Raw genomic sequence first — 26,239 nt, 5'->3', positions numbered from 1 at the left:
GCTGCTTTGCCGAAAATGGCTGCGAAACGAGCTCTGTCCAGAACGCGAACAGTTCCGGCTCGGTGRTGACATCCGGCTTTTGCGGAATGCCGTAGCGATCGAGCACGGCAGGGGACGCGTCGAGCAGATTGAAGTCGATGGGCACGACTTCGTACAAGCCGCAGCGATCATTCTCCAGCATTTTTCCCTCCTGCGGAGCTGCTGGGGTTCTTGCCTTCGACGAACAGGCCGGTGTCAGCCCACTCGAGCTTGGCTTTGTCTATGAGCGTTGCGAACTTCGGCAGGTATTTCCTGTCCAGGAGAATCTTGTCGGTGATTGCCGCTGCGAGTTTCAATCCCGCCTTGGAATCCGACTCATAGTGAAGGCCGGCGATTTCGCGATTCCGCGAAATTCTGTCGGCAAGGGCGACAAGCGTCTGTCCGATCGTGGTTCTCCCGGAGGCGCCCGGGGCAGGAGCGGGAATACCGAGTGTTTGCGGCATGACTTCGGTGAGAAGCGCCGCAAAGACGTGAGATTGGGTGGCGTGACCGCTAGGGAATGACGCGTGCCCGCCGTGCTGGATCGGCGACATGAATCCGGGGACCACCTGGGTGGGGCGCGGGCGATTGAAATGGGCCTTGTAGTGCATCGCGATCAGCGCTGTGAGTGCGTCGGCCACGATCAGCATGCGCGATGTCGCCGGGTGCGTCGTCGCCGTCGCGGACACGAGGTGCAGGAACTTGCTGATGAACTCGTCAGCCTCCGACACGATGTCGTCGAGGGCAGCAGCGCGCTCATTGACGGCCATGAGTCTCAACTTGGCAATGTCGTCCTCAAGAAACGCGTCCCATGGGGTCGGACCGGCACCGAGCAGTGCAAATCCGCCGAGTCGCTCGAGCCAATCTGCCTGACTGGCGAGATCGGACATCACGACCCACGCGTACCACCGGGTCGACCAGAGCCTCATGCCAAAGCCAGTGGCATTGTACCTGGCGCCCTTGATGTCACGTTCGCTCACGAACGGGCGATCGACGCGATCGCTGAACATGGCGCCGCCCCCAGATCCGCCAGTACCGCCGTATCCTCCGTAGCCGCCATAGCCCCCGTATCCGCCATAGCCGCCATATCCGCCGTAACCACCATATCCGCCTGCCATGTGTGCCTCCTCTGTTAAGAATTATTGGTGCCGCTCTGGTTGCTTCCGTGCCGTAGCGTCGACGCCAGCCGCGACAGCGCTGCTTCGATGCGCGCCAGGGTCGGCTTCGGCCAGGGCGACGTCGCGATCCATTTCAGGTCGAGCTCGCCTGCCGTCATGAGTGGCCGGGCAAAAGTCTGCGCATCGTCGAGCCGTCCGCTCTCCACGAGGGCGGCAACGAGAACGCGCAGGTTCACCTGATTGCTGGGCAGAAGCGTCGCGACCCGCGTCGCGTGTTCGACGGCAGGGTCGAGATCCTTCATGGCAAAATGTGCCTGGGCCGAAATCATCTCCGCGAACCACGCGTGCCTGTCTCGCGGCGACAGGCGTAGATTGACGCCCGCATCGGAGAGTGCGTCCTGGTAGCGTTCGCAGCGAACATGCACGGCGGCCCGGTACGCGAATGCGAGCGCCAGGTTCGGGGTGAGCTCGATTGCACGATCAAGCTGTTTGAGTGCGCCGATATGATCGTGCTTGCACTGCGACAGCGTGTAGCCGCCGACGGCATTGGCGAGCGGGTCGGCCGAGTTGCGCTCCAGCGCTCGTTCGGCAAGCGCCCGCGCGGTGTCGCGCTCGTTCAATGCATTCGCAGACCATCCGCGCGCGACGCGCTGCATGTGCCAGATGGCGCTGTAGGACAGGGGCGGCGCCCAATTGGGGCTGAGGACATGCGCCCGCTCGAAATTGGTTCGCGCCGTCACGAATGTCGTGTAGTCCGGACTGAACATCTGATCGTAGCCCACCAGTGCCAATTGATAGGCGTCGAGATCGTCTGGTCTCTTTTGCATTGCGCGATGAAGCTCCCGGTCGCGGACTTGGGGCGCCAGCGAGCGTATGACTTCGACAGCGATGCGGTCCTGCAGGTCAAAGACGTCGGCTGCGGTTCCACTGAGACGGTCGGCGCGGACAACTTCGACCGTTTCGGCGGCAACGAGTTCGGTCGAGATCCGGATCATGTCGCCGGCGCGCTGAATGCTTCCATGAAGCAGATATTGCGCATTGAGATCCCGGCCGATCGCGCGCAGATCCAGGGTCTGCGGCATCGGGATCATCGTCGAGCCCCGGGAAATCACCAGCAGCTCCTTCAGGCTTGACAGGGCCTGGACGACGCTGTCGACGATGCCGATCGTGAACTGAGGCTCCAGAGTTGCCGACAGCGCGCGAAAGGGGAGAACGGCGACCGATGGTCGGCTGTCGACAAGTCCGGCCAGACCGAGCGTGGGGGCCGCGACAGAGGCCAGAACGGGCCGTACGACAGCCTCGGGCTGCTGCTGCCGCAAGCCGGCGATCAAGTCCTGCGTGAGTTTATGCGGCTCGATGTCGTAGGTATCTTCGAGTTGCCGCCAGAGCCGCGCATAGACCGCGAGCGCAGCGCCGATACTTCCGGCCCCCAAATGGCTCTTGATGAGAACGCGAATGGCGCGCTCGTTCTCGGAATCCAGTCGGTGGATGGCCTTGGCCGCCGCCTCCGCGGTGGCCGTGACAATTGTGTCCGCCTCATCGGGCAGCAGCCTTGTCAGTGCATCGATCAGCCGTTCGTGAATCAGCGGCCGTGTCTCTGCAAGCCAATCCGAAAATGCCGGATCGACGCCTTCCAGATCGTCGAGAATATCGTCGGTCAGGCGTTCGTGCGCGAGCAGGATGGGATGGACGATACCGCGCTCGGCGTCCGAGACGATCTGCATCACGTCGCACGCGACCTGGTCGATCTCGAGTGCCACGTGCATCTGGTCTGCATGGAAATGCGTGCAGCCGCGCGCCTTCAGTTCGCGCTGAATCTGGCTGAGCGATTGACGCAACGAACCCTTCGCGAGCGGGTCGTCCTTCTCGCTCCAGAGCAGCCCGACCAATTTGGCCCTGGGCAACTGGCGTGCGGAGGAGAGCATCATGTAGCCGAGAAGCGCTTGCGCCTTTCGGCCGAGACTGATGTCGTATCCGTCCACGGACGCTGAAAATGTTCCGATGATGTTCAGTTTCAGGCGACCGGTCTCGCCCTCGCCAACCGCCTTGTCGCCGTTGACTTCCGACATCTCGTCCCATCCCCCGTCGATATCGTCGACGACAGTGTAGGAGGGCAGGTTCCGGGAGGCTAGGCTTGGTTGAATGCAGATGATCGGTTCGCGTTGTCCGCGAGACCAGCAATACGAAAGCTCAGGCGTGCAGCCCGCCGGATCTGGCAATAGGGATGAATGGTACATCTTGGGTTGTCAGATGGTCAAGGGTTGCAGGATGATCGACATGCGACCTGACGGGCGAATTGAAAAGTGCTCCTCACTTCAAACCGACGAGCGTGAAATGGCCGTGAATGCGGGCCCTCGGCCGCCTGCGCCACGCAATTGACCCGGTCCCCACGTCGTCGAGATCGATCGACCGGTACGATTTGATTTGTTTGTGGTCATTTGACCGCCGGTCGGCAGGCCGCGGCGAGCCGCGCGGGGCCGGGCATGGCCGGACGATGCCGCCCGGCCGGTATCGCATGGGCGTCAAGCCCCGGGAGCGTCGCCACGGCGCCTCATGAGCACCGGGTTCACGGCCCATTCACGATCGGCTTCGCCTCGCCCGCCTATGTTTTGTCCGCGACCGAAGGATCGCGCAACTTGGCGAAGGAGGGATGCATCATGACTGTTTTGCTGAGAAACACCTTCAAGGCCTGGATCGACCACGGGCCGGGCGTGCCGCCCAAGCTGGTCATGACCGGCGATGTGCGGGTGCATGGCTGGCAGGCCCGGCTGACCAAGCGCTCGCCGCAGGGCATCAACCCCAAGATCCTGATCCTCGACGTGAGCGCGCAGCAGCCGAGCGGCGAAGCGCCGGAGCAGATCACCACGATCCCGCTTCGCTATGAGGAAAGTCCGCCGCAGGACGAATATGCCCAGGTGATGATCGCGACCTGCAAGGGCGAAATCGTCGTCCACGTCGGCCGCGCGTAGTAGGGGGTGCTTTGGGCGGAATGGTCGGGTCCCGATCCCGCGATCGGGTGATGCAACTGCTGCGAATTGTCGCGCATCTCGTGCGGTGACGTGTGCGTCGGGATGTTTGGAGGCCGCGCTGGCGTTCGAACCACGCGTGCCAATGGGGATGGTCCCGCGGCTTCCATCCAGACATGGAGCCCGGCCGCCGCATGCCGATGAGCGCTCCGAGGGCGGCGGCCGCTTGTTCAATTCTAATCGTCGGTTTAGGTTCGCCTCTACCAAGGGATGTGGGGGCCAATGGGGTCTGTTCGTTTTCTGCTGGCGGCGATCGTTGTCGGATTTCACTGCCAGTTTGGCGTCCTTCATCAGACGATCGGAGGCCTGGCCGCGGTAGAAGTCTTCTACATCATCAGTGGCTTCTACATGGCCGCTGCCTATGAGCGGCACTATCCGGGACGGCCTGCTGCGTTCATTGCCAGCCGCTTCGCGAGGCTTTATCCGTTCTACTTCACGGTCTTGATGGCTACGTTCGCTCTCCATTGGTGGAATCCGGCGAACGAAAGCGGCATCTTCAATTCCTTCCGCACGGACACGCCGCCGTATCTGATCAACCTGTCGCTGCTGGGTCTCGATCTCTATTCGGTCATGCACAGCACCACGTACCTGTTGGTTCCGCAGGCATGGTCGATCAGCGCGGAACTCGTCTTCTACGCGCTGCTGCCCGCCCTGCTTTTGCTCAATGGGAAGCGGCTCGCCGGCTTGGTGGTCGCTGCCTTCGCGATCAAGATGATCATCCTTCACTTCTGCGAATGGCAATGGGCTTATTTCCCGTTCTTCAGCCAGATCGGCTATTTCGGCACGGGGGTTTTGCTGTTTTCGTTGCGGGATCGCCTGACCTGGTCGACGCGTGCGGGCTACTGGCTCGCCGGTCTCTACAGCCTCTATCTCCTGGGCGACCATTATGCCGACGTCGACTTTCATGGCGGCATCGTTCAGGGGGTGCCGCTGGTTCTCGTAACCTGCATCGTGATTCCGACGCTCTTCAAGCGGATCAATGGGCCGCTGTCGACCGCACTGGGCGACGCGTCCTATGGAGTCTATCTCTCGCACTTTCTCTTTATACAGATCGCGATCAATTTGCGGCTCTTTGACCCGATCACGCTGACCGATCCGCACAGCTTGAGCCATTGGCGAATTCTGCTTCAGACCGCGGGCATCCTGCTCTCATCCACCGCGGTCGCGCTCGCGTTTGAATTCACGGCCCAGCAATGGATCGACCGGGGGCGCCGATCGATCTTCTACAGCCGCGAAGGAAAACCAGATCCGTCGCGGCCGCTGTACCGGCGTGAGGCTGCCTGAGGGGGGCTGTGCATGGTCGATCGGCGATCTGCCGCGATTAGCGACCAGTGCGGATGTCGCTGCGGCGGGTGAGGGCGTGCACGCCGTTTTGCAGGGTGTGAACGCAGCGAGAACGGGCTGACGTTGTTCACAGAAGGACTGGACCGCGAAGGTCAGCGCGGCTATATGAGCGGCCTGCGAGCCGCTGATTTGCAAAACATTCAGCCAGCCTCGCAAAACTTCCGAAGAAAGCTTAGCGATTTCAAGCGCTTCGGTGGGGAATGGTGTAACGGTAGCACAACAGACTCTGACTCTGTTTGTCTTGGTTCGAATCCAGGTTCCCCAGCCAATTCCGGCGCCTTTCCCCGAATTCACAGTTCGCCCCGCATCCGGAGCCGCGCGCCGCAAAGCCCGGTTCTGCTCGCGGCGGTTTGTCTCATCTGAAAATCGGCGCTTCCGGTCGGATCGCCGTGCGCCCCAGCGTCCTTGGGACACACAACCCAAGGAGATCCGTGATGCCCTATGTCGATGGTTTCGTGCTGGCCGTGCCCAAGGACAAGATCGAGCCCTACAAGGCGCTGGCAAAGACGGCCTGCGCGGTCTGGATGGAGCACGGTGCGCTCGATTACGTCGAGTGCATCGGGGATGACGTGCCCTTTGGTGAACTCACCTCGTTTCCGCGCGCGGTGATGGCGAAGGAGGACGAGATCGTGGTGTTCTCCTGGATCGTCTACCGCGACCGCGAGACCCGCGACGCCGTCAACAAGAAGGTGATGGCGGACCCGCGGCTGAAGCTGGACGGCATGCCGTTCGACGGCAAGCGCATGATCTATGGCGGCTTCACGACGCTGTTGAGGGCAAGCGATGCCTGATTGAGCCGGGCAGAACAGAGCAAGCGATACCCGTAGCCCGGATGAGCGCAGCGACATCCGGGAATGCTGCCGCCGCGATCCCGGCTATCGCTTCGCTCACCCGGGCTACGACTTCGCGCGCTGGGCTGGCGTTGCGAAACTCACTTACGCATGCAGCATCGTGGCAATCCGTTTCACCTTGCCGGTGACCGACCGGCATGCCATCCTCCCGCCGCCAGGCATAATCAAACGGAAGCGGGCGCTCAGCCCAAGCTTTCCAAAAAATCTTGGTTGGGGAAACCCTTTGGGAGGTCTGATTTCATGACATTGAAGCACGTCACCGGGCTGCTTTGCGCGGCCGCGATGTCCCTTGCGCTCGCCGCCGGCGCGCGAGCCGAGGACAAGGTCGTCAAGATCGGCGCGATCCTGCCGATGTCCGGCGGCACCGCCTCGATCGGCGCGCATGCCAAGGCGGCGCTCGAAGTCGCGATGGACATCATCAACAACGCGCATCCCGAGCTCGGCAATCTGCCGCTGGCGAAGAACGCAGGTCTTGCCGGCCTCGGCGGCGCCAAGATCGAAATCGTGTTCGCCGACAACCAGGGCAACCCGGCGACGGGCCAGAACCAGGCGCTGCGCCTGATCACGGAGGAGAAGGTGGCGGCCGTGTTCGGCGCCTACCAGTCCGGCATCACGCTGACCTCGAGCGCCATCGCCGAGAAATACGGCATCCCCTATCTGAATTCGGAATCGGTCGCCGCCAATCTCACCGAGCGCGGCTTCAAATGGTTCTTCCGCACCACGCCGATCGCGACCGATTTCGCGAAGGCTTATGTCGATTTCCTCGCCGACATCAAGGCGCAGGGCGCCAAGACCGACAGCATCGCACTGGTTCACGACAATACCGAATACGGCACCTCGGTCGCGAACACGATCGGCACGGCCTTCAAGGACAAGGGCCAGGCGATCGCGCTCGACGTCGCCTATCCCGTCAATGCGACCGATTTGCAGGGACAGGTGCTCCAGCTCAAGGACAAGAAGCCCGACGTCATCATCATGATCAGCTACACGTCGGACGCCATCCTGTTCGCGAAGACCATGCAGTCGCTCGACTACAAACCGCCCGTGCTGCTCGCCGACGACGCCGGCTATTCCGATCCGTCCTTCATCAAGGCGGTCGGCAAGATCTCGCAAGGCGTCTTCAACCGTTCGTCATGGTCGGTGGGGCCGGCCGGCTCACCATCAGCCATCATCGCCGACATGTACAAGAAGAAGAGCGGCGAGGAGATGGACGACACGGTCGGCCGTCAGATGCAGGGCTTCTTCGTGCTCGCCGACGCCATCGACCGCGCCGGCTCCACCGACCCTGCAAAGATCCAGGCGGCGCTGAAGGCCACAGACCTCAAGCCCGAACAGTTGATGATGGGCTACAAGGGCGTGAAGTTCGACGACAAGGGCCAGAACATTCTCGCCTCCGGCCTCATCATCCAGCTCCAGGACGGAGAGAACTATACCGCGGTGTGGCCGAAGGCCAGTGCCGCGAAGGCGCCGGTGCTGCCCTACAGGGGCTGGTGAGAATTCTTGATGGCGGGGCCGCGCGTCCCGCCGTTCCCAGGGTGATTTGATCAGAGCAACGCGGCTCATGTCCTTTGTACTCGTGCAGGTGGTCGTCGGCGGGCTTCTGCTTGGCGCCGTCTACGCCCTGTTTTCCTCAGGCCTCACGCTGGTGTGGGGCATGATGAACATCGTCAATTTCGCGCATGGCGATTTCGTCATGCTCGGCATGTACGTCGCCTATGTCGTCTACACCTTGATGGGGGGAGGGCCGATCCTCGGCGCACCGCTGGCGACGCTGGTGCTCGCGACCGTCGGCGTCGTGGTCTATTTCGCCCTGATCCGCGACATCATGAAAGGGCCGATGCTGGCGCAGATCCTCGGCACCTTCGGCCTCGCGCTGCTGTTACGTTACTCTGTGTTCTGGTGGTTCGGCGCCAACTTCCTGTCGATGCCGCAAAACATCGTCGGCGGCACCTTTGCCGTCGCGGGCCTGCGCATCGAGGCCTCGCGGCTGCTCGCCGGCGTCGTCGCGCTGCTCGTGACGTTGGGCCTGCATCTGCTGCTGACGCGCACCTCGCTCGGCTCGAAGATGCTGGCGGTGGCGGAGGATGCGACAGCGGCGCAACTCATGGGCATCCGCCCCGACACCATGCAGGCGATCGCCTGGGCGATCGCGGCTGGCGCCACCGGCCTTGCCGGCGCGCTGATCGCGAACTTCTTCTACATCGTGCCGACGGTCGGCGAGACGCTCGGCATCGTCGCCTTCGTCACGGTGTCGCTCGGCGGTTTTGGTAGCGTGCCGGGTGCACTGGTCGCGGGCCTGCTGATCGGCGTGATCGAGTCGCTCTCCGGCTATCTGATCGGCGCGGTCTACAAGGACATCGTCGTCTATGTCCTGTTTCTGCTCTTCCTCTGGTTCCGGCCGCAAGGCTTGATGGGCAAGACCTGATGGGGAAGATGTGATGCGGCGCTTGATCTGGCTCACGGTCGTTGCGGCGATTGCGATCGCCTATCCGCTGCTGCTGTCCTCGCCGTTCCAGCAGCGCCTGGGCGCGCTGGTGCTGCTCTATGCCATCGCCGCGTCGGCCTGGAATATCGTCGGCGGTTACGCCGGCCAGGTTTCGGTCGGGCATGTCGTGTTCTTCGGCTGCGGCGCCTATGCGGCGATGGGGTCCTATGCCAAGTTCGGCCTGTCGCCGCTGTTCGGCATCCCCGGCGGTATCGTGATCGCGGTGGGGCTGGCCGCGATCATCGGCGTGCCGACATTGCGGCTATCGGGGCATTACTTCAGCATGGCGACGATCGCGGTCGCCGAGACGATGCGGCTGATCGTCACCAACACCGACTGGCTGGGTGCGGCCGTCGGGCTCTCCGGTCCAACTGTCCCGCGCAACGTCTTCGATCTCTCGTTCCTGTCGTCGCTGCCGTACTACTATCTCTTCCTCGCCGTCCTCGTGATCACGCTGTTGATCACGTGGTGGATGACCAACAGCCGGATGGGGTTTTACCTGCGCGCGATCAAGGATTCCGAACGCGCTGCGCGCTCGCTCGGCGCGCCTGCGAGCCGCACAAAACTCTACGCCTTCATGCTGAGCGCGGCGCTGACCAGTGTCGCCGGCGCGCTCTATGCGATGATGTTCGGCTTCGTCGATCCGGAGTCCGGCCTCGGCATCCTGRTCTCGGTGAAGATCCTGATCATGGCGGCGCTCGGCGGGGCAGGGCTCCTGTTCGGGCCGCTGGTGGGTGCTGCGATCCTGGTGCCGCTGGAGGAGATCTCCAACAGCTGGCTCGGCGGCAAGGGGGCAGGGCTCACTTTCGTGCTCTATGGCGCGATCATCGTGGTGATCGCGCGCTTCCAGCCGGGCGGCCTGCTCAGCCTGTTCAAGCGGCGCAGCAAGCCGAGCACCGAGACGGGAGCAGGCCATGCTCCTTGAGGCGCGCGGGATCACAAAAGCGTTCGGCAGCTTCAAGGCGGTGGACGATGCCTCCGTGACGCTGGAGCAGGGCGACATTCTCGGCCTGATCGGCCCGAACGGGGCCGGCAAGTCGACCTTCTTCAACTGCCTGACCGGCGACCTCAAGACCACCTCGGGCCATGTGCTGTTCGAGGGCCGCGACATCACCGACCTCACGCCGGAGCTGCGCGCCGGGCTCGGCCTCGCCCGGACCTTCCAGGTGCCGCAGACGTTCGAGGGCATGACGGTGCTCGAGAACGTCATGATCGGCGCCTTCCTGCGCACCTCGCATCGCAAGGAGGCCGAGACCAAGGCGCGCGCGGTGCTGGAGCGCGTCGGCATGAGCAGGCTTGCGGATGCGCCGGCGCGCTCGCTCGGCACGCCCGGCCGCAAGCGGCTGGAGATTGCGCGGGCGCTTGCGACCGAACCGAAAGTGCTGCTGCTCGACGAGGCCATGGCCGGCCTCAACGCGCACGAGGTGAGGCTTGCGATCGATCTCGTCCGCGCCATCCACCGTTCCGGCATCACGCTCGTGATCGTCGAGCACATCATGGAAGTGATCATGTCGCTCGCGAGCCGCGTGATGGTGTTTCACCAGGGCAAGGAGATTGCGCGTGGCTCGCCCCGCGAGGTCACCTCGAACCCGGCCGTGATCGCGGCCTATCTCGGCACCCGCGCGGCGAAGGCGGCCGCCGGCCACACGCCGGTCGAACTGTTGGGCGGGCCGGATCTATGAGCGGGGCGCTGCTCAGGATCGAGCACCTCGAGGTGCGCTATGGCGACCTCATCGGTGTCTCCGACGTCTCGCTGGAGGTGCCCGAGGGCAGCGTCGTCGCGCTGCTCGGCTCCAACGGCGGTGGCAAGACCACGACGCTGAACGCCATCGCCGGCCTCATTCCCGTGCATTCCGGCACGATCAGCTTTCGCGGCGAGGACATCGTCGGCCAGCAGGCCTTTGCCATCGTGCGCAAGGGGCTCGCGCTGTCGCCGGAGGGCTGGCGGCTGTTCGTGCAGCAGAGCGTCGAAAACAACCTGATGTTAGGGGCGACGCCGCTGCACGACAAGTCGCGCAAGGCCGCATTGCTGGAGCGGGTCTATGAGATCTTTCCCCGGCTGAAGGAGCGCCGCAACCAGCGCGCCGGCACCATGTCCGGCGGCGAGCGGCAGATGCTCGCGGTCGGGCGTGCGCTGATGAGCGATCCGAGATTGCTGATGCTCGACGAGCCGTCACTTGGGCTGGCGCCCGCGGTGGTCGAGTCCATGTACGAAACCTTCGGCCGCCTGCACCGCGAGGGTCTCACCATCCTGCTCGCCGAGCAGTCGATCGAGCTGGCGCTGGAAGTCTCGGATTTTGCGACCGTGCTCCAGGTCGGCAAGAGCGTGCTGTCGGGCACGGCGGCGGCGCTCGCGGAGGACCCGCAGGTGCAGAAGGCTTATCTCGGGGTGGAGTGATCGATCTCGGCCTGGAGCAGCAGCGACAGGCAGCCGGGGATGTTGCGCCGGCACGATCGACCTGCGGCAGTAACGGCGAGGCCCCGTTACTTGATCTTGTCGTAGGCCGCCGCGAAATCGTTGAGCGGCATCGGAATCGCGATGGTCTCCTTGGCCATGTTCTGGAAGGAGACCTTCAGCTGCTTGCCGGACCGCAGGGCAGCGAGCAGATCGGGCGCGATCGGCGTCGAGGCGTAGCAGCCGCGATTTTCACAGGTCTGGATCTGGAGATCGACCGCCTTGCCCTCGTCGACCTGGAGCTTGGCGCCGACCGGCAGATTGAGGCCGAGCGGCAATTGCAGCAGCGCCACCGGCGTGCGGGTATCGGTCGGGATGCGGATGTTGATCAGGACGATGGTCTGGCCGGTCTTGGTCAGCACCGCGTTCTGCTCGATCGCGCATTCGAGCGGCGCGTCGCGGCTCGGGCTGGTGCAGCGCGCGATCCAGCCGGCCTGCTGCGCCGGGGCGCCGTCAGCCTGCGCCTGCTGCGTCGGAGCAGGGGCGGGCTGAGCGGCCGGAGCCGCGTTCTTCTTGGCGCCTTGCTGGGCATACGCGGCGCCCGTCGACAGCAGGGCAACGGCGGCGAGGGCGACAAGTCTGGATTGCTTGGGCATGGCGTACCGCATTGGCGTGAACCGAGGGCATCGCTGTACCGTCGCGAGGCGCGCGGTGCAAGCTGCTACTCGGCGGCTTCCTTAACGGTGCCGTGCTCGACCGTCTCCTCGCCTTCGCCGTCACCCGAACGGCCCCAGCCCGAGAACCAGTTGTTGAGCTCGTCGAGATAGAGATAGACCACCGGAGTGGTGAACAGCGTCAGCGCCTGGCTGACGATCAGGCCGCCGACCATGGCGTAGCCGAGCGGCTGACGGATCTCGGCGCCGGTACCGTGGCCGAGCATCAGCGGCACGCCGCCGAGCAGGGCGGCCATCGTCGTCATCATGATCGGACGGAAGCGCAACAGCGCGGCCTGGCGGATCGATTCCTCCGGCGTCTTGTGCTCGTCGCGCTCGGCGGCGATGGCGAAGTCGACCATCATGATGCCGTTCTTCTTCACGATGCCGATCAGCAGAATGACTCCGATCAAAGCAATGAGGCTGAACTCGAAGCCGGCCGCCATCAGGATCGCGAGCGCGCCGACGCCTGCCGAGGGCAGGGTCGACAGGATCGTGATCGGATGGATGTAGCTCTCGTAGAGAATGCCGAGGATCAGATAGACCACGACCAGCGCCGCGAGGATCAGGAGCGGCACGGTGCCGAGGGACTGCTGGAACGCCTGCGCCGTGCCCTGGAAGCTCGAATTGAGCGTCGGCGGTGCGCCGAGATCGGCCATCGCCTTCTGCACGGCCTCGGTGGCCTGGCCGAGCGCGACGCCCTGGGCGAGGTTGAAGCTGATCGTGATCGCCGGGAACTGGCCCTGATGGCTGATCGAGAGCGGGCGGACCGGATCGGTGCTCCAGGTCGCAAACGTCGACAGYGGCACCTGGTCGCCGGTCAGCGGTGATTTCAGATAGAGCTTGTTGAGGCTGTCGAGACTGCCCTGCATCTCCGGCAGGATCTCGAGGATCACCTTGTAGGTGTTGAGCTGGGTGAAATACTGCGTGACCTGGCGCTGACCGAAGGCGTCGTACAGCGTGTCGTCGATCAGCTGCGGCTGGATGCCGTAGCGCGCAGCGGTATCGCGGTTGATCTTGAGCTGAACCGTGGTGCCCTGGGTCTGCTGGTCGGTCGCGACGTCGCGCAGCTCCGGCAGCGTCGCCATCTTGGCGAGGATCTTCGGCGCCCAATCGTTGAGCTCGGCGAGATCGGCGTCCTGCAGCGTGAACTCGAATTGCGTGCGGGTCGGCCGGCCGCCGAGCCGGACGTCCTGGGCCGCCTGCATATAGAGGCGGGCGCCGGACACCTTCTCGAGCTTCGGACGCAGCCGCGCGATGATCTGCTGCGCGGAGGCATCGCGCTCGTTGCGCGGCTTCAGCGTGATGAACATGTTGCCGTTGTTGCCGGCCCGGCCGCTGCCGCCGATGTTCATCGCGATGGATGCGATATCGGGATCCTCCATCACGATCTTGCCGAGCTCGACCTGGCGGCGCTGCATCTCCGCGAACGAGATGTCCTGGGAGGCTTCCGACGTCGCGGTGATCAGGCCGACGTCCTGCTGCGGGAAGAAGCCCTTCGGGATCAGGACGAACAGGTAGACCGACAGAGCAAGCGTGGCGAAGAAGATCACGAGTGTGGTGCGGCGCCAGGCCAGCGCGTGGTCGAGCCCCCATTCATAGCCGCGCAGCATCGCATCGAAGCCGCGTTCGCTCCACTGGTAGAATCGGCCGTGATTCACCTCGCCATGGGCGCGCAGGAAGCGCGAAGCCATCATCGGCGTCAGGGTCAGCGACACGAACATCGAGACGAAGATCGTCATCGCCAGCACGACGGCGAATTCGCGGAACAGGCGTCCGATGATGCCGCCCATCAGGAGCAGCGGGATCAGCACGGCGACCAGCGAGATGCTGATCGACACGATGGTGAAGCCGATTTCCTTCGAACCCTTGAAGGCTGCCGCCATCGGCGATTCGCCTTCCTCGATGTAGCGCGTGATGTTCTCGAGCATCACGATGGCGTCGTCGACCACGAATCCGACGGCGATCGTGAGCGCCATCAGCGACAGATTGTCGAGCGAATAGCCGAACACCCACATCAGCGCGCACGCGCCCAGCAGCGCCAGCGGAACCGTGACGGTGGGAATGACGGTCGCCCAGAAACTGCGCAGGAAGATGAAGATGACCATGACCACGAGGGCGATGGTCAGGAGCAGCGTGAACTGGACGTCCTCGACCGCGGCGCGGATGGTCGTGGTGCGGTCGCTGATCACCTCGATCTTGATCGCGGGCGGGATCGCCGCCACCAGCCGGGGCAGGGTCGCCTTGATCCTGTCGACGGTCTCGATGACGTTGGCGCCCGGCTGCTTGAACACCACCAGGAACACGCCGCGCTTGCCATTGGCCCAGGCCGCCTGCTTGGCGTCCTCGGGGCCGCTGACCGCCTGGCCGATGTCGCGGATCCGCAAGGGGCCGCCGTTGCGATAGGCGATGATGACGTCGTTCCAGTCCTTGGACTGGGTGAGCTGGTCGTTGGCGTAGATCGTGTAGGCGCGCTTCGGACCGTCGATATTGCCCTTCGGGCTGTCGACCGTGGTGATCGCGATCTGGCTGCGCACATCCTCCATCGACAGGCCCTTGGCGACGAGCTTGGCCGGGTCGATCTGGATGCGGATGGAGGGTTTCTGCTGGCCGCCGATGAAGACCTGCGCCACGCCCGAGAGCTGGCTGATCTGTTGGGCGAGCTGGGCGTCGACCGCGTCGCTGACGCTGGTCAGGGGCATCGTCTCGGAGGTCGCCGACAACAGCAGGATCGGGGCGTCCGCCGGGTTGACCTTGCGGTAGGTCGGCGGCGAGGGCAGGTTCTTCGGCAACTGGCCGCTGGCCGCGTTGATGGCGCCCTGGACGTCATTGGCCGCGCCGTCGATGCTGCGGTTGAGGTCGAACTGGATGGTGATCGACGCGGTGCCGAGATAGCTCGTCGAGGTCATCTGGGCGATGCCGGGGATCTGGGCGAACTGGCGCTCCAGCGGCTGCGCCACCGACGAGGCCATCGTCTCGGGGCTGCCGCCCGGCAGGTTGGCGGTGATCTGGATGGTCGGGAAGTCCACCTGCGGCAGCGGCGCGACCGGCAGCAGGGGATAGGCGACGAGACCGACAAAGAGAATGCCGGCCATCAGCAGCGAGGTGCCGATGGGATAACGGATGAAAGGTGCCGAAATCCCGCCCGCGTTCATTCCTGTCGAACCTTGTTCTGGGCCGGGTCCGAACTCGCCACGGCCGTGGAGACGAGGCTTCCGGGCTGGACCTTGAATTGCCCGCCGGTGATCACCTGCTGCCCTGGGCTCAAGCCTTCGTCGACGACCGACCGGCCGTCGATGGCGTAGCTGACCTTGATCTTGTGGACTTCAGCCTTGTTGTCCTGATTGACGGTATAGGCGTAGAGGCCGTTGGTCGAATGCTGGACCGCGTCATCCGGAACCACGGTCGCGTCCTTCAGAGTGCGTACCAGAAGCCGGGTCGAAACCGACTGGCCCGGCCACAACGCGTGGTCCTTGTTGTCGAACACCGCCTTGAGGCGAATAGTCCCGCTGGACGTGTCGACCTGGTTGTTGATGAYGGCGAGCTTGCCCTCGGCCAGCGTCTTCTTGCCGTCGGTGGTGAACGCAATCACCTTGAGGGCGCCCGCCTTCTGGCCCTCGGTGATGTAGGGAAGCTGATCCTCCGGCGCGGTGAAGATCACCGAGATCGGCTCGACCTGCGAGATCGTGACGATTCCGGTCTGCGTCGAGGCGTTGACGATGTTGCCGATGTCGACCAGGCGCAGGCCGGCGACGCCGGTGATCGGCGCCTTGACCTGGGTGTAGTCGAGCTGGGTCTGGGCGTTGGAGATCGAGGCTTCGTCGGCGGCGATCTGGGCGGTGAGCTGGGCGACGGTCGAGCGCTGGGTATCGACCCGCTGCGCGGTCGCGAATTCGCCGAGCTTCATGGCACGCTGCAGTTCGAGATTGGCGTTGGCCAGATTCGCTTCGTCCTGCGCCTTCTTGGCTTTGGCCTGGTCGAGCGTGGCTTGATAGGGGCGGGGATCGATCGAGACCAGAAGATCGTCCTGCTTGACGATCTGGCCTTCGGTGAACGCGATCTTGTCGATCTGGCCGTCGACCCGGGTCCGCACCTGGACGGTGTTGAAGCCTTGAACCGTACCGAGGCCGGTCAAATAGACCGGGAAATCGGTCTTTTGGACCGGTGCGACGCTGACGGGGATGGCGGGCGGGCGCGGCGGACCCTTTTGAGCGGTCTGCGCTTTCCCGGCCTCGGGGCCGGCGAATTTCTGCCACCCATAATAGCCCGCGGAGGCCACGGCCGCGATGATCAGAATCCAGAGGATCGGCCGTGTTTTTTTCATTTCGGCTCGCGTCGGCTCGTATGCCCAAACCAACGAATTGTGGGGCAGTCAAAGGGTTCCAGCGCGCTTGTATAATACACGCCAAGTTCCAGTGTAAACAGCACTATCGGCTGAGAATCCTAAACAATTGGAAAGCTTTGCACGGCTTAGGCAAGCTTGTGGCGCAGCGGTGTGCAGTGCTGCATTTTCCCGGGGCGAGCGATCTGCGAGCAAAACTTGTGCAATGCTCGGAAGCGGTGTGGGCGGACCCATATCGCAATGCCGGCGGATCCGCCGAGACGGGCAGCGAGCGCTGCCCTGGCGAGAACGGTTCTAAATCGCGCGCACGGTGTTCCGGTTGTCAGGAAAATCAGCATCGGTCATATCGGCCTCGCACAACGGGGGCGCAGGATGGACGAGCTGAACGGCAAGCTGATCGCGTGTCAGATCTTGATCACGGGACTGATCGCGCGCGTCGCCAACGAGCAGCGCGATCCGTTGCGCTTCCTCACCGACTTCCGCGACGAGATCAAAGCCGTCGTGAAGGGTGTCAACATCGCCGGCATGGACAACACCGATCGGGTGCGCGCGGTCGCGCAGCAGACCGTCGACGAATTGTTCTCGTTGATGAAGCCGCCGAGCAGCGATTGATGTCGTGATCGCGACGCCGTCCGTTGCAGTATTTTTCGCACCGGCTTTAGAACGAATCCAAATCTCGATTTAGAACGATTTCAATGTTCAGTTTAGAATCGTTTTGATCTGGACTTATTCAAGCGTTCTCGCGGGCTGCTCGCATTGACCCGCTATTTTGCGGCCGATACCAACACCCCATCGTTCATCGAAGTGAATGAGCGAGCAAGAAGATGGGGCGTTTGGTAATGGGGCAGGTGGTCGCACCGAAGTCGTTGCGTTCGGTCGCAGCGTACGATTCGATGGACGAAAAGTCGTCGGGTGGTTCTGGCAAGACGGTCTCGGCCGTTGCGAGTTTGATCGCAGTGGCGTCGGTGTCGAGCGGCGCGCAGGCGCAGCAGTCGAATCTGCCGCCGGTGACGGTCGACGCGCCCGTCGAGCGTCCGCGTCCGACCGCCTCGAAGCCCACGCCGGAGCAGGTCCGCGCGCGCAACGCGCTACGCCGCGCAGCCCAGCGTCAGCAGGCTCAGCAGGGCGCTGCCGTCACGCCGGGCTCGGTCAGCGGCGCCGTAGACCGCAATCCCTATGCCGATCCTGAGGCCCCGTACAAGGTCGACCGCGTCCAGGCCTCCGGCAAGTTTCCCGAGCCGCTGCTGAACACGCCGAAGTCCATCACCGTGCTCAGCAAGGAAGTGCTCGAGGACAAGAACGCCACGACGCTGAAGGAGATCGGTCGCTCGACTGCCGGCGTGACGCTGGGATCGGGCGAGGGCGGCAACGCGTTCGGCGACCGCTTCTTCATCCGCGGCTTCGACGCGCGCAACGACGTCTTCATCGACGGCATCCGCGATCCCGCCGTTTCCATCCGCGAGAACTTCTTCACCGAGCAGATCGAGATCCTGCGCGGGCCGGCGTCGTCCTATGCCGGCCGCGGCACCGCCGGCGGCGCCATCAACATCGTCACCAAGCAGGCCGGCGACGTCAACTTCAAGCGGATGGATACCGAGTTCGGCACCGACAGGACCAAGCGCGTCACGCTCGACGTCAACCAGGTCATCGATCCGACCTTCTCGGTGCGCGTTGGCGGCCTGTTTCAGGATGCCAATGTCGCCGGCCGCAACTACGTGACCGATGATCGCTGGGGTAGCTTCATCTCGACCAAGTACACCCCGACCAACGACATCAAGATCACGACCAACTACGTCCATACCGACCTCAGCGGCTACCCCGATTTCGGCGTGCCCTACTACAAGCAGGGCAACGTCCCGGTGACGTCGGCGGGCATTCCGCGTGGAAACTGGTACGGCTTCCTCAACCGCGATTTCCAGACCGCGCGGCAGGATTTCGGCACCGGCACGATCGAGTACAAGGTCAACGAGGCCATCACGCTGAGCAGCAAGGTGCGCGGCGAGCACTCGCTGCTCAACTATATCGGCACGCTGCCGCAGAATCCGAATACGAGCAGCCTCAATCCGCTGCTCTGGACAACGACGGCGAGCGCGCAGAGCCGCTACCAGAACGTGGACGTATGGGCCAACCAGAACGAAGCGACGTTCAAGCTCGACACCGGCGGGGTCAAGCACACTGCGGTGTTCGGCGTCGAATATTCGAATGAGAACATCTCGATCGACCGTTACGCCGGCCTTGCGGCGGAATTGGCGGGCGCCGGCTTCACCAGCAACGGTGCCGCCACCGGGGTCAATCTCTACTCCCCCCAGTACACCTACGCTCCCTTCGGCACGCCGTCGCTGGTTGGCAATCCGACGCGCTATGGTGTCAACACCAGCAGCGTCTATGTCATGGACACCGCGAACTGGCAGGACACCATCATCGTGAACGGCGGCGTCCGCTACGACGGCTACAACATGAGCTCGTCGACCAACTCGCCGAATTATCTGAAAATGAACGCCGATCTCGTCAATTACAACGTCGGCCTGGTCTACAAGCCGATGTCGATCGGCAGCGTCTATGCGGCCTATGCGACCTCCGCCAATCCGTTCGGCTCGGAGCTTGATGCGACCGGTACCGAGTACGGTGGCGTTCCGTTCAACACGCCGATCTTGCTTGGGCCCGAGCGCAACAAGGCGGCCGAACTCGGCACCAAATGGGAGCTGGTGGATCGTCACCTGCTGGTCAGCGCTGCGCTGTTCCAGACGACGAAGGACAATGCGCGCGAGAACAACGCCGCGGGCCTGCTCACCTCGAACGCGGCCTACCGGATCCAGGGCATCGACATCGAGGCGGAAGGCAAGCTCACCGACCGCTGGAGCATCTTCGGCGGCATCGTGCTGATGCAGTCGAAGGTCACGCAGAGCAATATCCCCTCCAACATCGGCCTGCAGCTTGCCAACGTGGCCCACCAGTCGTTCAGCATGCTGACCAAGTACAAGTTCGACGGCGGCTGGGAGCTCGGCGGGCAGGCGGTGTATCGCTCGAGGGTCTTTGGCGGCACGTTTGCGGCCAATACCGGCAACGAGCTGCATAGCTATTGGCGCTTCGACGCGTTCGTCGAGAAGAAGATCGACGCGAACTGGACCATGAAGTTCTACGCGCAGAACCTGACCAACCAGCTCTATTACGACACGCTCTATCGCAGCGCCGTGCCGTTCGTGGCGGTCGCGCCGGGGCGGGCCTTCTACCTCGTGACGACAGCGAAGTTCTGATCATGCTGACGTGCCTGCCTGGCGTCCTGAGCAAAGATGATGTGGTGGAGTTCCGCCGCATCATGGACGCCGGCGAATGGGAAGACGGCCGTTCCACCGCGGGCGCGCAGTCGGCCATGGTCAAGCGCAACGAGCAGCTGCCTCCGGACAGCGAGGTCGCACGCAAGCTGGGCAACCGCATCATTTCGGCGTTGACGTCGAACCCGCGGTTCCTGGCGGCGGCGATCCCGCTTCAGATCTTCCCGCCGCTGTTCAACCGTTACGCGGCGAGCAGCGGCCATCATTTCGGCCTCCACGTCGACAATGCGATCCGCGGCGACCGTCTGACCGGCCTTCGCATCCGCACAGACCTGTCGGTCACGCTGTTCCTCAGCGAGCCCGAGGAGTATGACGGTGGCGAACTTGTGATCGAGGACACCTACGGTTCGCACGAAGTCAAGTTGCCAGCCGGCGACTGCGTGCTCTATCCCTCGACCAGCCTGCATCTCGTCACGCCGGTGACCCGGGGAGCACGGGTTGCGTCTTTCTTCTGGCTTCAGAGCATGATACGGGACGATCAAGCCCGCAGCATGATCTTCGACCTCGACACCGCCATTCAGGCGCTGGTGGCACGGCTCGGGCGTGACGATCCCGAAACGGTCAAATTGACGGGTATCTATCACAACCTCATTCGCTACTGGGCCGAAGTATGAAGAGCACATCTTTCCAAGCAAGCCTTGCCGCAGCCATGATGCTGGCGGCCGCCTGGTTCGCATCCCCTGTTTCCGCCCAGCAACAAGCCCAGCCGGCGGCGGCTCAGCCGTCGGCAGTCAGCCCGGCGACCGCGCCTGCGGCTCCGCCGGCTGCTGCGCCCGCTGCTCCGTCGGCGACAGCCGCACCGGCGGCCTCGACGCCCGAGGCGGCGTCCGCCGACGCGGGCAGCCGTGCTCTGAAGTCGACCGCCCCGGCGATGAAGGAATTGTCGCCCTGGGTGATGTTCATGTCGGCGGACATCATCGTGAAGGGGGTGATGATCGGGCTCGCCTTCGCCTCGCTCGTGACCTGGACCGTCTTCATCGCCAAGTCGATCGAGCTGTCGGTCGCCTCCGCCAAGCTTCGTTCGGCACTGAAGAAGATTGCGGAAGCGCGCTCGCTCGCGGAAGCGCAGATGGCACTCGGCGCCAAGGAGGGCATCTTGCCGTCCTTCCTCGCGGCGGCGCTGCGCGAGGCGCGGATGTCGGCGGGCATCTCCAGCGATACCGGCATCAAGGAGCGCGCGGCCTCGAGCTTCGCCGAGATCGTGCGCGCAGAGCAGCGGCGTATCCGCATCGGCATGGGCGTGCTCGCGACCATCGGCGCCACGTCGCCCTTCGTCGGCCTGTTCGGCACGGTCTGGGGCATCATGAACAGCTTCATCGGCATCTCGAAGTCGCAGACGACCAATCTCGCCGTGGTCGCGCCCGGCATCGCCGAAGCGCTGCTCGCCACCGCGATCGGCCTCGTCGCCGCCATTCCCGCCGTCATCATCTACAATCACTTCGCGCGCATGACGAAGGGCTATCTCGAGCTGGTCAGCCGTGCGTCCGGCACGTCGGCGCGGCTGCTCTCGCGCGATCTCGACCGCAGCCATGGCAGCGTGCATTCGCGCGCGGCGGAGTGAACGATGGGCGCTTCGATCGCAGACAACGACGCCGATGACGACGATTTCTCCGAGACGCATGAGATCAACGTCACGCCGTTCATCGACGTCATGCTGGTGCTGCTGATCATCTTCATGGTCGCAGCACCCCTGTCCACGGTCGATCTGCCGATCGACCTGCCGACGTCGACGTCGACGCCGCAGAAGAAGCCGGACAAGCCGACCTACGTCACCATCAAGCCGGATCTTTCGGTGGCGATCGGGGAGAACTTCGTCAAGCGCGTCGATCTCGTCAGTGCGCTCGACCACACGCCCGACATGAGCAAGGACAAGTACATCTTCCTGCGCGCCGATCGCGCGGTGCCGTATGGCGAGCTGATGGAGGTGCTGGAGTTCCTGAACAAGGGGGGCTATTCCAAGGTCAAGCTGGTGACGCTGGAGGGTGTCCCGGGGGCCGCGTCCCCGCAGGACGCGCCGGCGGCAGCACCGAAGCCGTGACGAAGGCCCGACGCCGATGTCCGATCTCGAACTGAAACCGTCTCGCAAGCTGTGGGTGATCGCCGCAGTGGGCGCGGTTGCGCTCCATCTCGGGGGCGCGGCGCTGGCGCTCGCCAATTTGCGCGGTGACGATCAGGACTTCATCGCTGATCCCCAGGGTATCGAGGTCGGGCTCGAGGCCATGTCGCCCAATGGCGAACCCAGCGAATTGCCGCCGGGACCGGACTCGAACGAGTCCGTCGCCTCGCCCGAGCTGACCGAGCAGAAGGCCGAGCTCAAGGAGAGCAGCCTTCCCAAGGACGTCCCGATGGAGGCCGAGGAGGCCGACCGGGCCGTGACGATGAACGAGACCAAGAAGCCGGTCGAGGAGGAAACCAAGGAAGCGGTTGTCCCCACGGCCGCCTCGGTGGCCTCGCCCGCCGCCGAAGCGACGGCAATGCCGACCTCGGACGCCGAGAAGAAGAGCGATCGCTCGGTTCGCATTCGCCAGGGCTGGGAAAAGGACCTGGTCGCGCATCTCGACCGGCACAAGCGCTACCCCAAGGGCCTGTTCAAGGCGGCTGAGCTCTCGGTTCGGCTGACGCTCGACCGGCTCGGCCACGTGATTTCGGTCGCCATCGAGAAGGGCTCGGGCGATCCGGCCTTCGACGACGCCGCCATTGGCATGGTCAAGCGCTCCGATCCGGTGCCGACGCCGCCGCCGCTGGTCGCAGACGACGGGCTGACATTCGTCTTGCCGGTGATTTTCAGGAAGAACGAGAAGGCGGGGAAGGGCTAAGGCCGCTATCCGGCCATGGCCTCAGCGCCAGTAGAGCCGGATCCCGACATAGACCGTGACCAGGCAGGCGAAGATCATCGCCACCGGAAGCGGCCGCTTCTGGCTGCCGCCAAATGTCGCCGCCACGAAGGAAGCCGCCTTGTTCGGCTTTGGCGGCGCCGGGCGGCGGAAGGCGGTAACATTGTCCGCTGCTGGCTCCGGCGGCCGGGTGCGGACATCGGGCGCGGTTCCCGCGCCGCCCATCTCGGCGTAATAGGCCTTGTAGATCGCACCGATGGTGGCCTCGGTGGCGTCACCCTCGCTCATCTGCGCCAACAGATTGTTGTAGCTGGCCAGGAACTCCTGGGCCTCCGAAGGCAGCGCGGACGCCCCGTTGAGCTTGGCCATCATCTTCCAGGTGGCGAAATCGGCGCGGGCACGGGTGTCGGCGCGTCGCGCGATCAGCATATCGGCAGCTTTGACCAAGTCGGCCTCGGGCCCTTCGGCGTGTGTTCGGATGTTGCTCTTCAACTACGCGTTGCCGGTCAGGAAGAGAACAGCCTGAATCACATAACCGGTCAACGTTCGCAGTATTGCTGAAATAACATCAAGATTTAGACCGAACTGGGAACCTGCCAGGGGCAGCAGGATCAAGAGCCCGATCAGGATCAGCATTCCGAACGGCTCGAGCCGCGCCAGCGGCAGGGCGAGCGGCCGCGGCAATAGCCCCACGGCGACCCGCCCGCCATCGAGCGGCGGTATCGGCATCATGTTGAACACCGCCAGCACGGCGTTGATCACCAGCGCATTTTTGAGGTTGTCGAAGATCCATTGCGCCGAGTTGGCCGGCGCCCAGGGCAGGGCGTGGAGGGCGAGAGCCGCCACCAGCGCCAGCAGGATGTTGGTGACGGGCCCGGCCAGGGCCACCCAGACCATGTCCAGCCTGGGGTGGTTGAGCTTGCGGAAATTCACCGGCACCGGCTTGGCATAGCCGAACAGGAACGGCGAATGCGCAAACAGCAGCATCGCCGGCAGGATCAGGGTGCCGAACGGGTCGATGTGCCGGAGCGGGTTGAAGCTGACGCGGCCGAGCTGCCAGGCCGTGTTGTCGCCGAGACGATGCGCCACGAAGGCGTGCGCGGCCTCGTGGAAGGTGATGGCGAGCACCAGCGGCAGCACCCAGACGGAGAGATCATAGAGGGAAATGTTCACAACTCATCCGTTCCGGTTCTGCCCGCGCGCTTCGCGAAACTGGCCGTATAGGGCCACAACCCTTCACGATCTACCGTTATATCGCGTCCAATTCCGAAATTGCCCGTTGCAAATGATCCGCCAGGAGGGAGCCCCGCGCCGCTTCAACCAATCCTGACCTCACGCCGGGATCGTCGTCGGATATTGCGTCAGGCCGTCGTCGAGCTTCAGCCAGGCGAGCTTCTCGCTTACCCAGATGTGCTCGGTTGGCGCAAAGGCGTTGCGATCGTCGAAGGTGGCGAGTGCCACACCGGCCAGCGTGCCGTTGCGGCGCCAGGCGAACAGCCGCGTGCCGCAGCGCTTGCAGAACACGCGGTCGATATTCTCGGACGACGCATAGCGCTCGGTCTCGCCTTCGACCGTCAGCGAGCGCTGGTCGAACTGCGCGCGGGCGAAATAGGGCGAGCCCATCGCCTTCTGGCATAGGCGACAATGGCAGATGCGCACGTTGAGCGGCTCGCCCTCCGCCTTGAACCGCACCGCGCCGCACAGGCATCCACCTTCCCGGATCATGGCTCAGGCCACCCGCCATTCGCCGACCTGGCGCGCCATGTTCCAGTTGAGATTGTCGAGATCGCCATCCATGTCGGAATTCCTGCGTCTGGTGTTGGTGAAGGCGGCCCAGCAGAAGCCGCCATGGGTGCGCACGGCGATGGTGCTGGTGCCCGGCAGGCTGCCATTGTGCCACCAATTGCCGAATTTGTTGACGCAAAAACCCTTGGCGTAGTCCGGGCTGTAGCTGGGCGCGGTGGTCATGACCTCTATGGTGCGCGGCCGCAGGATGTTCGCCGGCCTCGTGTAGCCGTCCACATGCATCAGGAATTGTACGAGATCCGACGGTGTCGCGATCCAGCCGCCATGGGAATCCATCCGCCGGACATTCATGCCGTAGGGATTTTCGCCCTGACCGTAATAGACGACTTCGCCGGCCTGGCGCTGGTCGCGCGTGTCGCCCGCAATCGTCATGTCGGTGACGCCGCAACGCCCGAGCACCTCGGCGCGGACGTGCTCTGCATAGGGCTGCCCGGTGAGCTTCTCGATGATCCGCCCCACCACGCAATAGCCGAAATTGGAGTAGGCGTAGCGCTGGCCCGGCGGCCGCTCCAGCGGCCGGTTGGCCAGCGTCCAGGCGATCAGTTGCGCATGGTCCATCCGCGGATGCGTGAACATGGGATCGCGGTTGTCGTTGCTCCAGCCGCCGGCGGTGTGGGTCAGCAGATGTTCAAGCGTGATCTGGTCGATGCCGGCAGAGTAGGGCGGCGGCCCGTAATCGGTGCCGAGGATCGCGCCGGGGCCGAACACGCGGTCCGTCAGCTTGAGGCGGTTCTCCTCGATCAGGCGGAAGATCGTGACCGAGGTGATCATCTTGCTGACGCTGGCGATCCGGAACAGATGCCGCGGCGTCACGGCCTCGTTCCGCTCGATATCGGCAAGACCGAAGGCGTCCTCATGGACAACAGCGCCGGCATAGCCGATCGCAAAGGAGAGCGCCGGCACGCCGTACTTGTCCATGAAGCTGTGTGCGAGCCGTGCCATCGCGCCGCGCTCGGCCGGCGAGGGCGGGCGGATGCTCGGCGGGTTCGGCGCGAGTTGCGCGAGTGTCGTCGACGACAGCAGCGGCAGCATGCCTGCGCCCGCTGCGAGCTTCACGAAATCCCGACGCCCAAAATCTCGACGCCCAAGCCGCATGGTCCGCCCCTCCCAGGGGCGGCCAGTGCTTCAGTAGGTCGCCCGGCCACCGGAGATATCAAACACCGCGCCGGTGGAGAAGGCGCAATCTTCGGATGCGAGCCAGCTCACCATCGCGGCGAGCTCTTCCACCAGCACGAAGCGACCCTTCGGAATTTTCGACAGCATGAAGTCGATATGCTGCTGCGTCATCTGGTCGAAGATCGCGGTTTTCGCCGCCGCCGGCGTCACCGCGTTCACCAGGATGTCGTGGGCGGCGAGCTCCTTGCCGAGCGATTTCGTCAGCGCGATCAGGCCGGCCTTGGACGCCGAATAATGCGACGCGTTCGGGTTGCCTTCCTTGCCGGCAATGGACGCGATGTTCACGATTCGCCCGTATTTCTGCTTGAGCATCACCGGCACGATCGCCTTGCAGCAGATGAAGGGGCCGTCGAGGTTGATGCGCAGCACCTTGCGCCACTCCTCGAGGTCGGTCTCCCAGACCGGCTTGTTGACGCCTGCGATGCCGGCATTGTTGACGAGGATGTCGATCTTGCCGAAGGCGGCAAGCGTCGCATCGCGCGCCTGCTCGACGCCTGCGGTGTCGGTGATGTCGACTTTGAAAACACGTACGTCGCCGCCGATTTCCTTTGCCGTCTTCTCGGCCAGCGCGGCGTCAAAATCCCAGATCGCGACCTTGGCGCCGGAATCGACGAAGCGCTGGGTGATGGCGCGGCCAAAGCCCTGCGCGCCGCCGGTGACGATGGCAACGCGGCCGTTGAGATCGATCTTGTTCATTGATCTGTTCCTTCGCTCAAATTCGGCGGCAGCGGCGGTTTGCTCCCTCGCCCCGCTCTTCGCGGGGAGAGGGCGGGGTGAGGGGTGTCTCCACATCCGCGCG

Annotated in this window: 24 protein-coding genes and 1 tRNA gene; 15 read left to right on the top strand and 10 right to left on the bottom strand. The window is 64.0% G+C overall.

Features of this window, described 5'->3' with window-relative positions; all coding sequences use genetic code 11:
- Positions 1 to 167: 167 nt before the first annotated feature.
- Complete coding sequence (locus ACXJMY_RS07920) at positions 168 to 1,136, bottom strand: phosphatase PAP2 family protein (protein ID WP_456618753.1); 969 nt, start codon at positions 1,134 to 1,136, stop codon at positions 168 to 170.
- 14 nt (positions 1,137 to 1,150) lie between these two features.
- Positions 1,151 to 3,205 (bottom strand): BTAD domain-containing putative transcriptional regulator, encoded by a 2,055-nt coding sequence (locus tag ACXJMY_RS07915; RefSeq protein ID WP_456618752.1) that lies wholly within the window; start codon positions 3,203 to 3,205, stop codon positions 1,151 to 1,153.
- Positions 3,206 to 3,793: 588 nt separating this feature from the next.
- Between ACXJMY_RS07915 and ACXJMY_RS07910 the strand changes: the two genes are divergently transcribed.
- The 9 genes from ACXJMY_RS07910 (at position 3,794) to ACXJMY_RS07870 (ending at position 11,240) form a co-directional block, all read left to right on the top strand.
- Positions 3,794 to 4,105, top strand: a complete 312-nt coding sequence (locus ACXJMY_RS07910) for a hypothetical protein (protein WP_456618751.1) — start codon at positions 3,794 to 3,796, stop codon at positions 4,103 to 4,105.
- 279 nt (positions 4,106 to 4,384) lie between these two features.
- On the top strand, positions 4,385 to 5,446 hold the full coding sequence (locus ACXJMY_RS07905; protein WP_456618750.1) for an acyltransferase family protein: 1,062 nt from the start codon (positions 4,385 to 4,387) through the stop codon (positions 5,444 to 5,446).
- A gap of 254 nt (positions 5,447 to 5,700) precedes the next feature.
- Positions 5,701 to 5,774, top strand: a tRNA-Gln gene (locus ACXJMY_RS07900).
- 166 nt (positions 5,775 to 5,940) lie between these two features.
- The gene (locus tag ACXJMY_RS07895; protein WP_456618749.1) at positions 5,941 to 6,297 is read left to right on the top strand and encodes a DUF1428 domain-containing protein; all 357 of its coding nucleotides are present in this window, start codon (positions 5,941 to 5,943) and stop codon (positions 6,295 to 6,297) included.
- Between the two features lie 300 nt (positions 6,298 to 6,597).
- Positions 6,598 to 7,851, top strand: a complete 1,254-nt coding sequence (locus tag ACXJMY_RS07890) for an ABC transporter substrate-binding protein (RefSeq protein WP_456618748.1) — start codon at positions 6,598 to 6,600, stop codon at positions 7,849 to 7,851.
- A 67-nt stretch (positions 7,852 to 7,918) separates the two neighbouring features.
- Entirely contained in the window at positions 7,919 to 8,782 is an 864-nt protein-coding gene (locus tag ACXJMY_RS07885) for a branched-chain amino acid ABC transporter permease (protein WP_456618747.1), read from the top strand.
- Positions 8,783 to 8,795: 13 nt separating this feature from the next.
- A complete protein-coding gene (locus ACXJMY_RS07880; RefSeq protein ID WP_456618746.1) occupies positions 8,796 to 9,767 on the top strand; it encodes a branched-chain amino acid ABC transporter permease in 972 nt (323 codons plus the stop codon).
- The gene (locus ACXJMY_RS07875; RefSeq protein ID WP_456618745.1) at positions 9,757 to 10,524 is read left to right on the top strand and encodes an ABC transporter ATP-binding protein; all 768 of its coding nucleotides are present in this window, start codon (positions 9,757 to 9,759) and stop codon (positions 10,522 to 10,524) included. Before ACXJMY_RS07880 ends, ACXJMY_RS07875 begins: the two co-directional genes overlap by 11 nt.
- Positions 10,521 to 11,240, top strand: a complete 720-nt coding sequence (locus ACXJMY_RS07870) for an ABC transporter ATP-binding protein (protein ID WP_456618744.1) — start codon at positions 10,521 to 10,523, stop codon at positions 11,238 to 11,240. The genes ACXJMY_RS07875 and ACXJMY_RS07870 overlap by 4 nt, the downstream gene beginning before the upstream one ends.
- An 86-nt stretch (positions 11,241 to 11,326) precedes the next feature.
- On the opposite strand, the gene ACXJMY_RS07865 is transcribed toward ACXJMY_RS07870, so the two are convergent.
- From ACXJMY_RS07865 to ACXJMY_RS07855, 3 genes are all read right to left on the bottom strand, one after another.
- Positions 11,327 to 11,893, bottom strand: coding sequence for an invasion associated locus B family protein (locus tag ACXJMY_RS07865; RefSeq protein WP_456618743.1), 567 nt, complete (start codon positions 11,891 to 11,893; stop codon positions 11,327 to 11,329).
- Positions 11,894 to 11,958: 65 nt separating this feature from the next.
- Positions 11,959 to 15,105 carry a multidrug efflux RND transporter permease subunit gene (locus ACXJMY_RS07860; RefSeq protein ID WP_456618742.1) on the bottom strand — a complete coding sequence of 1,049 codons (3,147 nt, stop codon included), beginning with the start codon at positions 15,103 to 15,105 and terminating at the stop codon, positions 11,959 to 11,961.
- Positions 15,102 to 16,274, bottom strand: a complete 1,173-nt coding sequence (locus tag ACXJMY_RS07855; RefSeq protein ID WP_456618741.1) for an efflux RND transporter periplasmic adaptor subunit — start codon at positions 16,272 to 16,274, stop codon at positions 15,102 to 15,104. The genes ACXJMY_RS07860 and ACXJMY_RS07855 overlap by 4 nt, the downstream gene beginning before the upstream one ends.
- Positions 16,275 to 16,664: 390 nt before the next feature.
- Between ACXJMY_RS07855 and ACXJMY_RS07850 the strand changes: the two genes are divergently transcribed.
- The 6 genes from ACXJMY_RS07850 to ACXJMY_RS07825 all read left to right on the top strand — a co-directional run bounded on the left by ACXJMY_RS07850 (position 16,665) and on the right by ACXJMY_RS07825 (position 22,440).
- Positions 16,665 to 16,904, top strand: coding sequence for a hypothetical protein (locus ACXJMY_RS07850; RefSeq protein ID WP_456618740.1), 240 nt, complete (start codon positions 16,665 to 16,667; stop codon positions 16,902 to 16,904).
- Between the two features lie 227 nt (positions 16,905 to 17,131).
- On the top strand, positions 17,132 to 19,546 hold the full coding sequence (locus tag ACXJMY_RS07845) for a TonB-dependent receptor (protein WP_456618811.1): 2,415 nt from the start codon (positions 17,132 to 17,134) through the stop codon (positions 19,544 to 19,546).
- Between the two features lie 2 nt (positions 19,547 to 19,548).
- Positions 19,549 to 20,238, top strand: a complete 690-nt coding sequence (locus ACXJMY_RS07840; RefSeq protein ID WP_456618739.1) for a Fe2+-dependent dioxygenase — start codon at positions 19,549 to 19,551, stop codon at positions 20,236 to 20,238.
- Positions 20,235 to 21,185, top strand: coding sequence for a tonB-system energizer ExbB (exbB, locus tag ACXJMY_RS07835; RefSeq protein WP_456618738.1), 951 nt, complete (start codon positions 20,235 to 20,237; stop codon positions 21,183 to 21,185). The genes ACXJMY_RS07840 and exbB overlap by 4 nt, the downstream gene beginning before the upstream one ends.
- Before the next feature lie 3 nt (positions 21,186 to 21,188).
- Positions 21,189 to 21,662, top strand: a complete 474-nt coding sequence (gene exbD, locus ACXJMY_RS07830; protein ID WP_456618737.1) for a TonB system transport protein ExbD — start codon at positions 21,189 to 21,191, stop codon at positions 21,660 to 21,662.
- A gap of 16 nt (positions 21,663 to 21,678) precedes the next feature.
- The gene (locus tag ACXJMY_RS07825) at positions 21,679 to 22,440 is read left to right on the top strand and encodes a TonB family protein (RefSeq protein ID WP_456618736.1); all 762 of its coding nucleotides are present in this window, start codon (positions 21,679 to 21,681) and stop codon (positions 22,438 to 22,440) included.
- 21 nt (positions 22,441 to 22,461) lie between these two features.
- On the opposite strand, the gene ACXJMY_RS07820 is transcribed toward ACXJMY_RS07825, so the two are convergent.
- The 5 genes from ACXJMY_RS07820 to ACXJMY_RS07800 all read right to left on the bottom strand — a co-directional run bounded on the left by ACXJMY_RS07820 (position 22,462) and on the right by ACXJMY_RS07800 (position 26,136).
- Positions 22,462 to 22,887, bottom strand: a complete 426-nt coding sequence (locus tag ACXJMY_RS07820) for a hypothetical protein (protein ID WP_456618810.1) — start codon at positions 22,885 to 22,887, stop codon at positions 22,462 to 22,464.
- Between the two features lie 63 nt (positions 22,888 to 22,950).
- Positions 22,951 to 23,631 carry a site-2 protease family protein gene (locus ACXJMY_RS07815; RefSeq protein WP_456618735.1) on the bottom strand — a complete coding sequence of 227 codons (681 nt, stop codon included), beginning with the start codon at positions 23,629 to 23,631 and terminating at the stop codon, positions 22,951 to 22,953.
- 159 nt (positions 23,632 to 23,790) lie between these two features.
- Positions 23,791 to 24,183 (bottom strand): GFA family protein, encoded by a 393-nt coding sequence (locus tag ACXJMY_RS07810; protein WP_456618734.1) that lies wholly within the window; start codon positions 24,181 to 24,183, stop codon positions 23,791 to 23,793.
- Between the two features lie 3 nt (positions 24,184 to 24,186).
- Positions 24,187 to 25,320: a serine hydrolase domain-containing protein gene (locus tag ACXJMY_RS07805; RefSeq protein WP_456618733.1), complete on the bottom strand. Its 1,134-nt coding sequence runs from the start codon at positions 25,318 to 25,320 to the stop codon at positions 24,187 to 24,189.
- A 69-nt stretch (positions 25,321 to 25,389) separates the two neighbouring features.
- Positions 25,390 to 26,136, bottom strand: a complete 747-nt coding sequence (locus tag ACXJMY_RS07800) for an SDR family NAD(P)-dependent oxidoreductase (RefSeq protein ID WP_456618732.1) — start codon at positions 26,134 to 26,136, stop codon at positions 25,390 to 25,392.
- Positions 26,137 to 26,239 lie beyond the last annotated feature (103 nt).

The organism is Bradyrhizobium sp. P5_C12, assembly GCF_054049735.1.
The sequence above is the reverse complement of the archived record's forward strand: the minus strand, read 5'-3'. Positions and strand labels throughout refer to the sequence as shown.